This is a genomic window from Fuscovulum ytuae (genome assembly GCF_029953595.1).
GTDB classification, from domain to species: Bacteria; Pseudomonadota; Alphaproteobacteria; order Rhodobacterales; family Rhodobacteraceae; genus Paragemmobacter; species Paragemmobacter ytuae.
The window spans coordinates 120940-135149 of sequence record NZ_CP124537.1 but is presented as its reverse complement, the minus strand read 5'-3'; the positions used below and the strand labels follow the sequence as shown (position 1 = coordinate 135149).

The 14210-nt window shown below is 64.9% G+C and carries 12 protein-coding genes; 4 read left to right on the top strand and 8 right to left on the bottom strand.

What is annotated here, in order from left to right:
* Positions 1 to 21: 21 nt before the first annotated feature.
* Both QF092_RS19850 and QF092_RS19845 read right to left on the bottom strand, forming a co-directional pair.
* Positions 22 to 459, bottom strand: a complete 438-nt coding sequence (locus QF092_RS19850) for a hypothetical protein (RefSeq protein WP_281470473.1) — start codon at positions 457 to 459, stop codon at positions 22 to 24.
* Between the two features lie 98 nt (positions 460 to 557).
* The gene (locus QF092_RS19845) at positions 558 to 1430 is read right to left on the bottom strand and encodes a LysR family transcriptional regulator (protein WP_281470671.1); all 873 of its coding nucleotides are present in this window, start codon (positions 1428 to 1430) and stop codon (positions 558 to 560) included.
* Between the two features lie 100 nt (positions 1431 to 1530).
* On the opposite strand from QF092_RS19845, the gene QF092_RS19840 reads away from it, so the two are divergent.
* From QF092_RS19840 to ilvD, 4 genes are read left to right on the top strand one after another with little or no spacing between them, the layout of a single operon-like run.
* Positions 1531 to 3093, top strand: coding sequence for a proton-conducting transporter transmembrane domain-containing protein (locus tag QF092_RS19840; RefSeq protein ID WP_281470472.1), 1563 nt, complete (start codon positions 1531 to 1533; stop codon positions 3091 to 3093).
* Positions 3094 to 3112: 19 nt separating this feature from the next.
* Positions 3113 to 5488: a YbcC family protein gene (locus tag QF092_RS19835; RefSeq protein WP_281470470.1), complete on the top strand. Its 2376-nt coding sequence runs from the start codon at positions 3113 to 3115 to the stop codon at positions 5486 to 5488.
* Positions 5485 to 6321, top strand: coding sequence for a DUF6671 family protein (locus tag QF092_RS19830; RefSeq protein WP_281470468.1), 837 nt, complete (start codon positions 5485 to 5487; stop codon positions 6319 to 6321). The genes QF092_RS19835 and QF092_RS19830 overlap by 4 nt, the downstream gene beginning before the upstream one ends.
* Positions 6322 to 6353: 32 nt before the next feature.
* Complete coding sequence (gene ilvD / locus QF092_RS19825) at positions 6354 to 8084, top strand: dihydroxy-acid dehydratase (protein WP_420026555.1); 1731 nt, start codon at positions 6354 to 6356, stop codon at positions 8082 to 8084.
* Between the two features lie 6 nt (positions 8085 to 8090).
* Here the strand turns inward: ilvD and QF092_RS19820 are convergent, their stop codons facing one another.
* The 6 genes from QF092_RS19820 to QF092_RS19795 are packed head-to-tail and all read right to left on the bottom strand — an operon-like array spanning position 8091 to position 14209.
* Positions 8091 to 8864 carry a methyltransferase domain-containing protein gene (locus tag QF092_RS19820; protein ID WP_281470465.1) on the bottom strand — a complete coding sequence of 258 codons (774 nt, stop codon included), beginning with the start codon at positions 8862 to 8864 and terminating at the stop codon, positions 8091 to 8093.
* 27 nt (positions 8865 to 8891) lie between these two features.
* Positions 8892 to 10499, bottom strand: a complete 1608-nt coding sequence (locus QF092_RS19815; RefSeq protein ID WP_281470463.1) for an amidohydrolase — start codon at positions 10497 to 10499, stop codon at positions 8892 to 8894.
* Positions 10492 to 11343 (bottom strand): dimethylsulfonioproprionate lyase family protein, encoded by an 852-nt coding sequence (locus tag QF092_RS19810; protein WP_281470460.1) that lies wholly within the window; start codon positions 11341 to 11343, stop codon positions 10492 to 10494. Before QF092_RS19810 ends, QF092_RS19815 begins: the two co-directional genes overlap by 8 nt.
* Positions 11336 to 12175, bottom strand: a complete 840-nt coding sequence (locus QF092_RS19805) for an ABC transporter permease subunit (RefSeq protein WP_281470458.1) — start codon at positions 12173 to 12175, stop codon at positions 11336 to 11338. Before QF092_RS19805 ends, QF092_RS19810 begins: the two co-directional genes overlap by 8 nt.
* On the bottom strand, positions 12172 to 13089 hold the full coding sequence (locus QF092_RS19800; RefSeq protein WP_281470456.1) for an ABC transporter permease: 918 nt from the start codon (positions 13087 to 13089) through the stop codon (positions 12172 to 12174). Before QF092_RS19800 ends, QF092_RS19805 begins: the two co-directional genes overlap by 4 nt.
* 4 nt (positions 13090 to 13093) lie before the next feature.
* Positions 13094 to 14209: an ABC transporter ATP-binding protein gene (locus QF092_RS19795; protein WP_281470667.1), complete on the bottom strand. Its 1116-nt coding sequence runs from the start codon at positions 14207 to 14209 to the stop codon at positions 13094 to 13096.
* Between the last annotated feature and the right edge of the window lies 1 nt (position 14210).

The following is a 14210-nucleotide window of genomic DNA, read 5'->3' as shown; positions in this document are numbered from 1 at the left end:
AGGGTAGCACGCGCCGCGCGGTCAGGCGCGGGGGGAATTGCGGGGGGCGATGGCGAAAAGGGCTGCTGCGATGGCGACGACGGTCGTGAGGATTGCCACCTGCGCTGCGCCCATGGCGGCAAAGACGCCATGGACCGCATCGCCGATCCAGAGCGCGACATAGGCGAGAAGCGAGGCCAGCAGCACGGACCGCGCGAAGCGGTGGCGGAGGGCAAGGAGGAGGCTGCCGATCAGCCCGCCCGTGACGCCGAAGAAGAAGGCCGCCGTCATCCATGCGGGGTAGCCCGTCATGACAGCGGCTTGTTCTGGGCTGAGGCCAGAGGCGACAAGGCTATCTGCCGTGGCAGTAACGGAGGTTGCGAATTGCACGAGGCCGAAGATGTTCCAGCCGATGCCAGCAAGGGCGGCGCCTGTGATCCAGCGGGGTTGCGATGCTGCGGGGGTGAAGGTGGTGGTCATGGCGTGATCCTTCCGGGTTCGGACCGTGCCGGGATGGCAAGGTCTGACTGGATGACACGCGGGGGGCGGCGATTTCGACAAATCGCCCGAAGAAAGTTTCAGCCGCGCAGAAGGGTGGCGAGGGTGGGGTTGGGAAAGCGTCTTTCGCGGGTGATGGCGTAAAAGGTTTCGCGCATTTCTTCGATGCGGGCGACCTGCACCAGAAGGCCGCTGGCCAGTTCGTCCTGCACCACGATTGTGGGGATGACGGCCAGCCCTGCGTCTTCGCGCGCGAGAAGGCGGAGCATGGCCATATCATCGGCTTCGGCCGCGATGGTGGGAACGACGCCGAGGCGGGCGGCCAACGCATCGAAAGCGGCGCGGAGGGCGGTATCGGGGGCGGGCAGGATCAGGGGTTCGGAGGCGAGAAGGTCGGCCAGACCGCGCTGGTTGCCACTGACCCGTTCGGGCGTTCCGATGAGGGAGACGGGCTGTTCCGCGATGCGATAAACCAGCCATGGGCTGCCCTGTTCGCGCGAGGGGGCGAGGTTTGTCAGCACGACATCAAGCGCCAGTGCATCAAGATCGCGCAGCAGTTCGGTCTGAGAGCCAGAGCGCAGCACCACTTCGACATCCGCGCGCCCGATCAAGGGGCGGAGGAACTGCATTTGAAAGTTGCGGGATAGGGTGGCCAGCGCCCCCACGCGCAGAGGGCGGCGGGCGCGGCCCGTTTCGCGCAGCGTGGCGGTCAGGTCATCGGCGGCGCGAAAGATCGCCTCGGCATGGTCAAGCGCGATGCGTCCGGCCTCTGTCAGAGCAAGGCCGCGCCCCCGCCGTTCAAAGAGGGCATGGCCCAGCGTTGCCTCAAGCGCCTTGATCTGGGTGGAGAGCGCGGATTGCGACAGGTTCAGCCCGCGCGCGGCCCCGGTGAGCGTGCCGTCATTGGCGACGGCGCGGAACAGGCGAAGGTGGTGCAGGTTGATCTGGGCCATAACTTCCATAAAAAAGAACGTTTAAGCATAAAATATGTAATTTTCTGGAATATCCGCAAGGGCTATCTGCACGCCATCGGATATTCACAGGAGACGATCCATGGCCGTCCTGCCCGTTCTGACTTTTCTGGCCCCCTTGCCGCTCTTGATGGTGGCGCTGTTTGCGGCGTCGCGTCCTGGTCGCCGACCTGTGGCGGTGCCGATGCTGGCGGAAGGCGCGGCGGGGCTTTCTCTGCTGCTGGCGCTTGGTGGGATGGCGCAACTCATCCTGACCGGGGCAGAGAGCGCGGGTCTTGGGCAAGGGGCGGGTCTTCTGGCGCTGCGGCTGGATGCTGTCAGCGCAACGATGGCCTTGCTGGTGGCCTTTGTCGGCTGGGTCGTGGTGCGGTATTCGCGCAGCTATCTGGATGGCGAAGCGCGGGAGGGGGCGTTTCACGGGCTGATGCTGGCGGTGCTGGCGGCGGTTCTGGTGCTTGTGCAGTCGGGCAGCCTTGCGGTGCTGGTGCTGGCCTTCGCGTCGGTGGGTGTGGGGCTGCGGCATCTGCTCTTGTTCTATCCCGAACGGGCCGAGGCGCGGCGGGCGGCGGCGAAGTTCACGCTGGTTTGGGGGGCGGGTGATATGGCCCTTGTCGCAGCGGCGGTTCTTCTGTGGCTGGCCTTTGGCACCGCGGATATTGCCGCGCTGACAGAGGCGGCGGCGGCTGGGTTGCCCATCGCGGCGCAGGGAGCGGTGGCCTTACTGGTGCTGGCGGCGATGCTGAAGACTGCGGCCTTCCCGCTGCATGGCTGGCTGACCGAAGTGATGGAGGCCCCAACCCCGGTTTCGGCCCTGCTGCATGCCGGGATTATCAATGCGGGTGGGTTCCTTCTGGTGCGGTTGGCCGAGGTGGTGCAGGGCAGCCCCGGCGCGATGGCCGCGCTGGTGATGCTGGGCGGGTTTACGGCGCTGTTCGGGGCGGCGGTGATGTTGACGCAATCGGCAGTGAAGACCGCCCTTGCCTGGTCGACCGTCGCGCAGATGGGCTTCATGCTGCTGCAATGCGGGTTGGGGCTTTGGGCGCTGGCGGTGCTGCATATCGTGGCGCATTCGATGTACAAGGCGCATGCCTTCCTGTCGTCGGGCAGTGCGGTGCAGGCGGTAGCATCGGTGCGGCGACCGGGTCCGGTGGCGGTGCCCGGTCTGGCTGCGGTGGCGCGGGCTTTCGGTCTGGCCCTGGTCCTTTACGCGGTGGTGGCGCTGGCCTTCGGGCTGGTTGTCGGGCCGAAGTCGGAGCAGGCCTTGGCCCTTGGTGCGATCCTGATCTTTGGCGTGGCCTATCTGGTGGCGCAGGGTCTGGCCGATGCCGCGCCGCGTGCCCTGACGCTGCGGACCGGGGCGGCATCTCTTGCGGCGGCGGTGGCCTATTTCGGGTTCCATGTGCTGTCGGGCGCGCTGTGGGGGCCGCATCTTCCGGCGGCACCCGAGGCGGGGGCCTTGGAATGGGCGCTGATCGTGCTGGCACTGTTGTCCTTTGGCACGGTGGCCGTGGCGCAGGCTTTGTTCCCGCTGTGGGCGCATCATCCGGCGGCTGCGGGGCTGCGGGTGCATCTGGCCAACGGGCTTTATCTGAATGCGGTTCTGGACCGGCTGATCGGCGGGTTCCGGGTTTCCAAATCCCTCTGACGCATAGGAGTTGATGGACATGTTCCTGAAGCACACACAGATCGCACCGGCCCGCATCTCGGGTCTTCTGACGGCGGCAGAGGCGGCGGCGCGGGCGATCCCGCCGGCCTTCCCCCTGTCGGCCACGGTGGCGGTGAACCCATTCCTTGGCCAGACGGGCGAGGATCTGGCCACGGCACAGGCGCGGATGGCGCGGGTGGCAGGTGTCCGGCTGATGCGGCCACGGGCAGAATTCGTGGCGATGGTGCAGGATGGCCGGATCAGCGAGGACGACCTTGCGGCGGCCCTGATCGCGCAGCCTTCGCCGTTGAAGCCTGTGGACCTTGCACTGATGAAGGCGCGGATCACGCAGCCTGCGCCCGCCCTGAAGGCCGTGCCGACTGTGGCGGAACTTGCGGCAGAGGCGACCGGGGTTGATTGGCCTGCGGTGATTACCCGTGCCATCGGGCTTTGGGCGGCGGGGCGGTTTGACCGGGGGCAGGCGCTGTGGTCGCCCGCACCGGGGCAGGGTGCCTTTGCAGCGTGGCGGGTCTGGGCGACGCATGACCTGACGCCCGAAATCGCGGGGCTTGCAGGGTTTTGCGCCCATGTCGAAGCAGCACCCGACACGCCAGAGCGCGCGATCCTGCGCGCGGCGGAACGGCTGGGCTTGTCCGAGGCAGCGGCGGAGACGGCGTTCCATCGTTTGCTGATCGATCTGGGTGGTTGGGCGCAGCATGCGCGGTGGCTGCTTTGGCAGGCGGAGCTGGCGGGGCAAACGGATGCCACGCTGACCGATCTGCTGGCGATCCGGCTGATGTTTGAAGAGGCATTGCTGGAAACGGTGCCGCAGATTGCGGATGGTTGGGCTTCGGTCGTGGCGACGCATGACGTGCCACCGGCACCGACGCCTGACATGGTGGTGGATGCGATCCTGCAAGAGGCAGCGGAGCGGGCGGTGCAGCGGGGCCTTGCTGCGCGGCTGATCGGGCCGAAGGCGGCGGCGGGGCGGCCTGCCTTGCAGGCGGCCTTCTGCATCGACGTAAGGTCCGAGGTGATGCGCCGCGCCTTGGAAAGCCTGAATCCGGGGATCGAGACGATCGGTTTTGCAGGCTTTTTCGGCCTGCCCTTGGCGCATAAGGCGCATGGGACGGATGAGGTCGCAGCGCATCTGCCGGTTCTGTTGAATGCCAAGCTGGACACATCCAGCCATGCCGCACCGGAAGCCGAGGCGCAGGCGCGGATTGCGGCGCGGGCAACGCGGGCCTGGGGCCGGTTCCGGCAGGCGGCGGTGTCTTCTTTCGCCTTTGTCGAAGCGGCGGGCCCGGCCTATGGATGGAAGCTGGTGAAGGACTCGCTGCATCTGGGCGGCGCAGCGCATGTCTCCCCTGCGCCGAAGTTCGAAACGGCGCTGGATGCGGCGGCGAAGACGGCAACGGCGGCGGCAGTGCTGCGCGCGATGAGCATGACCAAGGGCCATGCGCGGCTGATCCTGCTGTTGGGCCATGGTGCGCAGGTGACCAACAACCCGCATGAAAGCGCTTATCATTGCGGGGCCTGCGGTGGGCAGACGGGCGAGGTATCGGCCCGGCTTCTGGCCGATCTTCTGAACGATCCCGAGGCGCGGGCGGGGCTGCCTGCGCAGGGGATTGATCTGCCCAGCGATACCGTCTTCGTCGCGGGCCTTCACGACACGACGACGGATAAGGTCACGCTTTATGCCGATGGCCTGCCTGTCAGCCACATGGCGGACCTTGCGCAGGCCAAGGGATGGCTGTCGAAGGCGGGCAAGGTGGCGCGGGGGGAGCGGTCGCTGCGCTTGCCGGGTGCCACGGACGATGGGTTGCTGCAACGGGCGGTGAACTGGTCCGAGGTGCGGCCGGAATGGGGTCTGGCAGGGTGCGCTGCCTTCATTGCGGCACCGCGAGCAGCGACGGCAGGTGTCGATCTGGAGGGGCGGGCCTTCTTGCACAGCTATGACTGGCAGGCGGATCAGGGCTTTGGCACCTTGGAACTGATCCTGACTGCGCCGGTGGTGGTGGCAAGCTGGATCAGCCTGCAATATTTTGGGTCATCCGTCGCGCCGGACCTGTTTGGGGGTGGCAACAAGCTGATCCACAATGTCGTGGGCGGGATTGGTGTGGTTGAGGGCAATGGTGGCATGCTGCGCCCCGGCCTGCCGATGCAGGCGGTGCATGACGGTGAGGCGCTGGCGCATGATCCCCTGCGGCTGTCGGTGATGATCGAAGCCCCGGTCGAGGCGATGACGGCGGTGCTGGAAAAGCATCCGGGCGTACGGGCGCTGTTCGACAATGGCTGGCTGCATCTTTTCGCGATGGAGGGCGGGCAGATCGTGTCGCGCTATCGGCCCGGTCTGCGCTGGGAAGGTGAGGTTTCGGAGCGGCGCGCGGCATGACCCTACCCAAGCGTGTGGCGCTTGGCACGATGCATGGAAAGGCGGCGGCCATTGCCCCGCCTTTCGCTGCGCTTGGGATCGCGTTGGAGGTTCCGGCGGGGTTGGATACCGACCAGTTCGGGACATTTTCTGGCGAGGTGGCACGGGCTGGCACAATGGAACAGGCGGCGCGCGCCAAGGCCAAGGCCGCGGTTGCCCTGACGGGCCTGTCTGTGGGGGTGGCGAGCGAAGGGGCCTATGGGCCGCATCCGGTGATCCCTTTCCTTGCCTTGGGGCAGGAAATGCTGCTGTGGCACGACGCGGCAACGGGGCGCGAGATCGTGGAAGTGCTGCGCGATGACCGCCCGACCTATGACCAGGCGCTGGTCGCTTCGGTGGGGGAGGTTGAGGGGTTTCTGGCCCGGATCGCCTTTCCCGAAGTGGCGGTGGTGGTCGCGGGCGAGGGGGCGTCGCGGCCTTTGGCCAAGGGTTTGACGGAAGCCCGCGGGGTGGAACGTGCCGTGGCAGAAGCGATTGCCCTGTCTGATAGCGGGCGGGCCATGGTCACGACCGATATGCGGGCGCATCTGAACCCACGCCGGATGGCGGTGATCGGTGATCTTGCCGCGCAGCTTGTGGCACGGTTGGCGCGCACCTGTCCGGCCTGTGCGGCACCCGGCTGGGGCCGATTGCGAGTAGAGGCAGGGCTGCCCTGTGCTGATTGCGGCACGCCCACCGCCTTGCCGAGGACCGAGATCCTTGGTTGCACCGCCTGCGGGGCCGAGGCGGCGCAGTCTTTTCCCGCGGCACCCGACTGGGCCGACCCCGGCCAGTGCCCTATGTGCAATCCTTAACCGAACAAAGCCCGAACGAGGACCAACTGATCATGAACCAGCGTTTCGAAAAGTCCCGCCTGCCGAGCCGACATGTGACGGAAGGCCCGGCGCGCGCGCCGCATCGCAGCTATTTCTACGCGATGGGCCTGACGGAGGAGGAGATTCACCGCCCGTGGATCGGTGTTGCGACCTGCTGGAACGAGGCAGCACCGTGCAACATCGCGCTGAACCGGCAGGCGCAGGCGGTGAAGCTGGGCGTGAAGTCGGGGGGCGGGACGCCGCGCGAATTTACCACGATCACGGTAACCGATGGCATTGCCATGGGGCATGAAGGGATGCGGTCATCCCTCGCTTCGCGCGATGCCATTGCGGATACGGTCGAACTGACGATGCGCGGGCATTGCTATGACGCGTTGGTGGGGTTGGCTGGGTGTGACAAGAGCTTGCCGGGGATGATGATGGCCATGGTGCGGCTGAATGTGCCGTCGGTCTTTATCTATGGCGGTTCGATCCTGCCGGGGCGGTTGAACGGGCAGGATGTCACGGTTCAGGACGTGTTCGAGGCGGTGGGAAAGCATCAGGCGGGCAGCCTGAGCGATGCGGAACTGGCGATCCTTGAGCGGGTGGCCTGTCCCAGTGCCGGGGCCTGCGGGGCGCAATACACGGCCAATACGATGGCCTGCGTGTCAGAGGCGTTGGGGTTGGCCCTGCTGAATTCATCCGGGGCGCCCGCGCCTTATGAAAGCCGCGACCAATATGGGATGGCATCGGGTGAGGCGGTAATGCGGTTGATCGAGAAGAACATCCGTGCGCGGGATGTGGTCACGCGGAAGAGCCTTGAGAATGCGGCGCGGGTCGTGGCCTGCACGGGGGGCAGCACCAATGCGGCGCTGCATCTGCCCGCCATTGCGCATGAGGCGGGGATTGCTTTCGATCTGTTCGATGTGACCGACATCATGCGCGACACGCCCTATTTCGTGAACCTGCGTCCCGGTGGAGAGTATGTCGCCAAGGATATGTATGAGGTGGGCGGCGTGCCGGTGGTGATGAAGGAACTGGCGAAGGCCGGGCTTTTGCATCTGGATTGCATCACGGCAAGCGGGCGGACCTTGGGCGAGGAGCTGGAGGAGATCCGGGGTGAGGCGGATGGGCGCGTGATCCATCCCATCGCGGCGCCCATCACGGCGACGGGTGGCGTGGTCGGACTGCGCGGCAACCTTGCGCCGGATGGGGCCATCGTGAAGGTCGCGGGGATGAAGCCGGAAGAGCAGGTCTTTACAGGCCCGGCGCGGGTTTTCGAATGCGAGGAAGAAGCCTTTGAGGCGGTGCGCAAGCGGGCCTATAAGGCGGGCGAGGTGATCGTGATCCGCAATGAAGGCCCGTCAGGCGGGCCGGGGATGCGCGAGATGCTGGCCACCACCGCCGCGATTTCGGGCCAAGGCATGGGCAAGAAGGTGGCACTGATCACCGATGGCCGTTTCTCGGGCGCGACACGGGGCTTCTGCGTGGGCCATGTGGGGCCGGAGGCCGCGCATGGCGGGCCGATTGCCCTTCTGCGGGATGGCGACGTGATCACCATCAACGCGATCACGGGTGAGTTGTCCGTCGCTGTGGACGAGGACGAGATGACGCGCCGCAAGGCCGAATGGAAAGGCCCGCGCGAGACGATCTATGCCACAGGCGCCGTGTGGAAATTCGCACGTCTCGTGGGCGGCGCGCGCTGGGGTGCGGTCACGCATCCGGGTGCGGCAGCCGAACGGCATATCTACATGGACCTGTAAGCCCGTTCAGGGTTTGCGGGCCGCCAGATGCGTGGGGCAATGTTCGCCACTGTCCAGAACTGGGATCATCCGAGACCAGATGCCGATGTTCTGATCGACGAAATCTTGTCCCACGATCTGCGCGGCCTTGGCCCCGACATCGCCCTTGAGGCGCGCGAGTTCCTCGCGCGCTTTTTCGCGATACCAAGCGTTTCGGGAGGTTGCGCTTTTGGTGGTAAAGCCTGCCTTTGTCATCGCGTCTAGATAGCGCGCGGCAGTGGCCATCCCGAAATCGAGCCCTTCGGCAGCGATGTAATCGGCCATCATGGGGCTGATGTCTTCGGTGCCGATCAGCCAGTCCGATGCAAGGAACCACCCGCCCGGTTTGAGGACGCGAAATACCTCGGCCATCAAGGCGTGCTTGTCGGGGATGTGGATGATGGAATCCTTGGAGAAGACGACGTCAAAGGTTTCGGGCGGGAAGGGCAGGGGGCCGGGTGCCACCTTGACCAGTCCGATGCGAGAGGTGAGCCCGGCCCGTTCGACAAGCCCTCGCGCATGGTTGATGACGGGGTCTTCCACATCAAGGCCGGTCACGTAGCCTGCGCCATGCGTCTGCACCAGTGCGATGTCGATCCCGCCCGCGCCGCAGCCGATATCCAGCACGGATTTCCCAGTCAGGTCGTGGGTTCCGATCACACGCGCCACCTCATCCGGACCGCCCGGGGAAAGGAAGCCTTCGCCCCAGATCGCCTCGAGCATCGCGATCAGGCGGGGGGGATAGTGGTCTTGATCGCTCATCTTTCTGCTCCGGTCAGGGGGGTTGGGTCAGAGGGTGGGGGACTGCCAGACTGGGCGGCCCTTGAAGAGGGTGAGAAGGACGGTGGTGTCGGAAACCTCATCCGCGGGGCAGGCGAAGATATCGCGGTCCAGAAGGATGAGGTCGGCGGAAAAGCCCGCGCGCAGGATGCCGGTGAATCCGTCCCGCCAGCAGGCACGGGCGGCATGGGCGGTATAGCCAAGGACGGCTTCATGGATGGTGAGCGCCTGTTCGGGCAGGAAGGGGGGCTTGGGGCCATCGGCGCGGCGGGCCTGACGGGTGAGCGCGGTTTCCATGATCTCGAACGGGTTCAGTGTGCTGACCGGCCAATCGGAGGACAGGCACCAATCGGCGCCATGATCCAGAAGGGTGCGGAAGGCATAGGTCTGTTCCAGACGTGCGGCCCCGATCATATCGAGCGCGATATCGGGGATAACCGGGTCATAGCGGGCCCAGAGCGGTTGGATATTGGCGGTGGCAAGGCCGGGAAGGCGGGCGGCATCCTCAGGGTGGACGAGTTGCAGATGGGTGAGTTGATGGTGCGCAGGCCAAGAGCCATTCGCGGCACGGGCGGCGGAGAGACCGTCCAGCGCGCGGCGTGTGGCGGCATCGCCGATGACATGAACATGAATGGCAAAGCGCGCGGCATCGAGGGCGGTGAAAAGGGCGTCGGTTTCCGCAGCGCCAAACATGCAGGGGGCATTGCCGCCGGGCCCATCGGCATAGGGGGCGAGGCAGGCGGCGGTGCGGTTTTCAAAGACGCCGTCCATAAAGAATTTCGCGGAATGGATGTGATAGTCCGGGCCCGGACGGGTGGCGCGCAGCGCGGACAGGCGGGTGGTGGCGGAGTCCGGCGTATCTGCTTCTGTCACCAAGGCCGCGCCACAGATACGCAGTGTCAGATCGCCAGCGGCAAGGGCTGCGGCATAGATGCGGTCTTCCGTTTCCGTCACGCGGGGGTCAAGGACACCGGTGATCCCGTGGCGATTGGCATGGGCCATCCCGGCGAGAAGACCTTGCCGCAGATGCGCGTCAGTCAGTTGCGGCAGGCGGGCGACGGCCCAAGGAATGACCTCTTCATGCAGCATGCCTGTGGCGCGTCCCTTGGAATCGCGCAGGATATGGCCGTTGGGCGGATCGGGCGTATCATCTGTGATGCCGGCCATCTGCAATGCGGTGCTGTTGAGGCAGGCATTGTGGAAGGAGCTGTCATAGATCACCGCCGGGCGGTCGGGCAGTACGCTGTCAAGCAGCGTGGCAGTGAGGTTGTGGTCCCCAAAAAGCCCCGGCTGCCAGCCGCTGCCAAGCACCACCGGCAGGTCGGGATGAGCCGTCGAATGGGCCTTTAGCGTGGCAAGGAGGTCATCCTCCGTCGTCGCGTCATAGAGCATGGCCGACGTGGCGAGGTCTGTCCCGCCTGACAGAAGGTGGATATGCGGGTCTTGAAAGGCGGGCAGCATGAGGCGGCCTTGCGCATCCATTCTTTCGCCTGCAGCGGGCGGGGTGCCGTGGCCAAGGGCGGCGATACGGCCATCGCGGATCAAGATCCAATCGGCGGTGGGGTTGGCGGCATCCATCGTGCGGATGCGGGCATTGTGGATGAGAAGGTCAGGCATGAGCGGCAGCTTCCAGCGCGGGCCAATCGTCGGCGGGGATGACTTCGGCAGGCAGGTTCACATCCTGCGTCCAGACGTAGAAGGCAAGGAAGGGGATCGTCCCCGTTCGGGTCAGATGTGGTCGGTGCGGCGGGTTCCAGACAGGATCATGGGCCGGTTTCGGGTGCAGCGCTGTGCCCGGAGAAAAGCGCCAGTCATGCGGGCCGGTGAGCGGGGCATAAAGTTCTGGCGCGGGATGGTGGTGGTCGCGGTAGAGCGTGCCGGGCGCGATGAGGAAGAGGCCAAGTTCGAAATCCTGCGCGGCGAAAGGGGCATCTTCGCCCCGAAGCGCGGCAAAAGCATGGCCGGTGGGAAAGGCATCCCCGATCAGGGCGCGCGGATAGGCGTCATATGTCACCCAGTGCAGATGCGGCTTGGCGCGGCGGATCGATAGGGCCAGCAGAGGATGGGTTGCAGAAAGGGCTGCAAGCGCGGGATCAAGCCAGGCCTCGACCACAGGGTTGGGAAGTGGGGTGGGGGCGGTTTCGGTTCCCGGATCGGTGGGCAGGCCCAAACGAACATCCGCTGCGCCGGGATGCGCGAGCGACAAAAGGTAGTCGCGCGCGGCATCGTAAAGGGTGCGGATGGGCGTTGATGCTGCGACCTGCGGTACGGGTGGCAGGCCGCGTTCGGCAAGGATCGGGGCGGGATCGCGTCCGTCATGGGCGGAGGCTTCACGATAGACCTCGAGCTGCGGTTCGGTAAGGTGACCGTCGCGATACATCGCCATCGCCGCACCGTAGCGCACGCGCCCTGATCCGGGCACGCCCAAGGGCGCATGCAGCAGGGAAAGTGGATCAGTCATTGCTGCGATAGGCCATGCGTTCATCGGCCAGTCGTCGCGCCTCGGCCCGGTTGAGGACGATGCCCGCAATGATGACGCCAAGGCCTACGGTGACCACCATCAGCGTGGCCAGCGCGTTGATGTCGGGGGTGACGCCCAGCTTGACCTTAGACCAGATCAGCAGAGGCAGCGTGGTGGCCCCCGGCCCGGTGGTGAAAGTGGTGATGACCACGTCATCCAGCGAGATGGTGAAAGCCAAAAGCCAGCCTGACAGGATAGCAGGGCTGATGACGGGCAATGTCACATCGAACAGCACCTGCCAAGGGCGCGAGCCGAGGTCCATCGCCGCCTCTTCGATCGCACGGTCGGCTTGGATCATGCGGGCCTGCACGATCGTTGTCACGAAGACCATGGAAAAGGTGATATGCGCCAGCGTGATGGTGGTGAAACCGCGCTGACCCGGCCAGCCGATCCATTCGGCGAGCAGGATGAAGAAGATCAGGCTGGAAATCCCGGTGATGACTTCGGGCATGATGAGCGGTGCGGTGACAAGGCCGGAAAAGATCACCCGGCCTTTGAATTTGCGGAACCGTGCCAGCGCGATGCCTGCCATGGTGCCAAGGATGGTGGCGAAGGTGGCCGAGATGACGGCGATCTTCAGCGACAGGATCAGCGCATCCATCACCTGTTTGTTGGACAGAAGCGAGACATACCATTTCGTCGAAAAGCCACCCCAGACCGTGGCAAGGCGAGAGGCGTTGAAGCTGTAGACGATCATCGACAGGATCGGGATGTAGAGGAAGGCAAAGCCAAAGCAGAGGACCGTGATCAGGAAGACGGGGCTGCGCTTCATTTCGAGCCCTCCGCCCGTCCTTGGTAATGGGTGTAGATCATCGTCGGGATCACCATCAGCACCAGCAGGGCCACGGCCACGGCCGAAGCCATGGGCCAGTCGCGCGCTGTGGCGAATTCGTCGGAAATGATGCGCCCGATCATCGGGTCTGAGGCATTGCCAACGAGTGTGGGGATCACCAATTCCCCCGCCGCCGGGATAAAGACCAGCATGCCGCCTGCCACGATGCCGGGGATGGATTGCGGCAGGGTCACATCGCGAAAGACCTGCGCCGGTGTGGAGCCGAGGTCCATCGCCGCCTCGTCCAGCGTGGTGTCGAGCCGTTCGAGGCTGGCATAAAGCGGCAGGATCATGAAGGGCAGATAGGTGTAGACCATCACAAGCACGACGGCGAAATTGCTGTTCATCATCGGGATGGACCGCACCGCCCAATCGACGGGCACGATGAAGTTCCACCAATCCGTCAGCATCTGGTTGAACCAGCTGTTGCGCCCCATCAGGCCCATCCATGCGTAGACACGCAGCAGGAACGACGTCCAGAAGGGCAGGATCACCAACATCAGCATGACGTTGCGCCAGCCGCGCGACATCCGTGTCAGGGCAAGCGCCATGGGATAGCCAAGGAGAAGGCACAGCACCATCGCCACGGCGGCGTTGGCAAGCGAGGTGAGGAAGGCCCGCAGATAAAGGTCATCCGTCAGGATGCGCTGATAGGCCTGCAGGTTGATAAGGGGATAGTCGCCGCCAAAGGAAAAGGGCGGCGCAGTCGGTGTCTTGGTCGCCACGCTCATCCCGACCACGATGAGGAAGGGCAGAAGGAAGAAGAGCACCAGCCAAACATAGGGTGCGCCGATGATGATGTCCGACCAGCCCCGGCGATCCATGTATTTCGTTTGGGGGGCGCGGTCTGCCATTGGGCTATTCCGCCAAAACGATGGCTGCGGCGGGGTCGAAGGACAGCCAGACGGCATCGTCCCAGTCGGCCACGCGCGTGCCTTCATCGCCGCGCCGGGCATTGACGGCATGGGCCTGCACCAGCGTGCCCGACGGCAGGGCGATGCGGTAAAGGCTGTCCTTGCCGAAATAGGCAAGGTCGCGCACCGATCCACGCAGCGCGTTGGGGCCGTCGGGTGTGTCGCGGCTGATGCGTATCTTTTCGGGGCGGATGGCAAGGGTAACAGTTTGCCCCGGGGTGACATGTGGCACGTCGCGGGCCGTCACATTCACCCCCAAAGCGGGCAGGGACAGGTGCAAATGGCCGTCATCACGGGCGGTGACTGTGGCGTCGAACGTGTTGATAGATCCGATGAAACCCGCAACAAAACGACTGTTCGGGAATTCATAAATCTCGGTCGGGCTGCCGACCTGCCGCACCTCGCCCTTGTCCATCACGGCGATGCGGTCGGACAGGGTCATCGCCTCTTCCTGATCGTGGGTCACGACGATGAAGGTGACGCCCGTCCTTTGCTGGATCGACATCAGTTCGAATTGCGTATGTTCGCGCAATTTCTTGTCAAGCGCGGCCAAGGGTTCGTCAAGGAGAAGCAATTTGGGTTGCCGGGCTAAGGCGCGTGCCAAGGCGACACGCTGGCGTTGACCCCCCGAAATCTGGTGCGGTTTGCGGTTTGCGAAAGAGGTGAGCTGCACGAGATCAAGCATCTCGCGCACCCGGTCCGCGCGGGCCGAGGCTGACATGGTTTCGTGCTTCAGCCCGTAAGCGATGTTCTTTTCCACGGTCATATGGGGAAAAAGCGCATAGCTTTGGAACATCATGTGGACGGGGCGCGACCACGGGGGAACGCCCGCCATATCGCGCCCGTCAAGGAAGATGCGGCCCGCGGTAGGTTCTTCGAACCCTGCAAGCATCCGCAACAGCGTGGTCTTGCCGCAGCCCGACCCGCCGAGGAGGGAGAAAATCTCGCCCTTCTCGACGGTGAGGGAGACGTTCTTGACCGCCTGAAAAGTGCCGAAGGTCTTTGATACCCCTTCGATCCGAAGAAAGGGTTCGCCCGCATTGGGCGCATCCACCGGCATG

Coding starts and splice junctions, on each gene's coding strand:
- ilvD (WP_420026555.1), top strand. CDS start 6,354: ATGAACCAGCGTTTCGAAAAGTCCCGCCTGCCGAGCCGACATGTGACG.
- QF092_RS19805 (WP_281470458.1), bottom strand. CDS start 12,175: ATGAAGCGCAGCCCCGTCTTCCTGATCACGGTCCTCTGCTTTGGCTTT.
- QF092_RS19830 (WP_281470468.1), top strand. CDS start 5,485: ATGACCCTACCCAAGCGTGTGGCGCTTGGCACGATGCATGGAAAGGCG.
- QF092_RS19815 (WP_281470463.1), bottom strand. CDS start 10,499: ATGCCTGACCTTCTCATCCACAATGCCCGCATCCGCACGATGGATGCC.
- QF092_RS19850 (WP_281470473.1), bottom strand. CDS start 459: ATGACCACCACCTTCACCCCCGCAGCATCGCAACCCCGCTGGATCACA.
- QF092_RS19810 (WP_281470460.1), bottom strand. CDS start 11,343: ATGACTGATCCACTTTCCCTGCTGCATGCGCCCTTGGGCGTGCCCGGA.
- QF092_RS19820 (WP_281470465.1), bottom strand. CDS start 8,864: ATGAGCGATCAAGACCACTATCCCCCCCGCCTGATCGCGATGCTCGAG.
- QF092_RS19835 (WP_281470470.1), top strand. CDS start 3,113: ATGTTCCTGAAGCACACACAGATCGCACCGGCCCGCATCTCGGGTCTT.
- QF092_RS19800 (WP_281470456.1), bottom strand. CDS start 13,089: ATGGCAGACCGCGCCCCCCAAACGAAATACATGGATCGCCGGGGCTGG.
- QF092_RS19840 (WP_281470472.1), top strand. CDS start 1,531: ATGGCCGTCCTGCCCGTTCTGACTTTTCTGGCCCCCTTGCCGCTCTTG.
- QF092_RS19845 (WP_281470671.1), bottom strand. CDS start 1,430: ATGGCCCAGATCAACCTGCACCACCTTCGCCTGTTCCGCGCCGTCGCC.
- QF092_RS19795 (WP_281470667.1), bottom strand. CDS start 14,209: ATGCCGGTGGATGCGCCCAATGCGGGCGAACCCTTTCTTCGGATCGAA.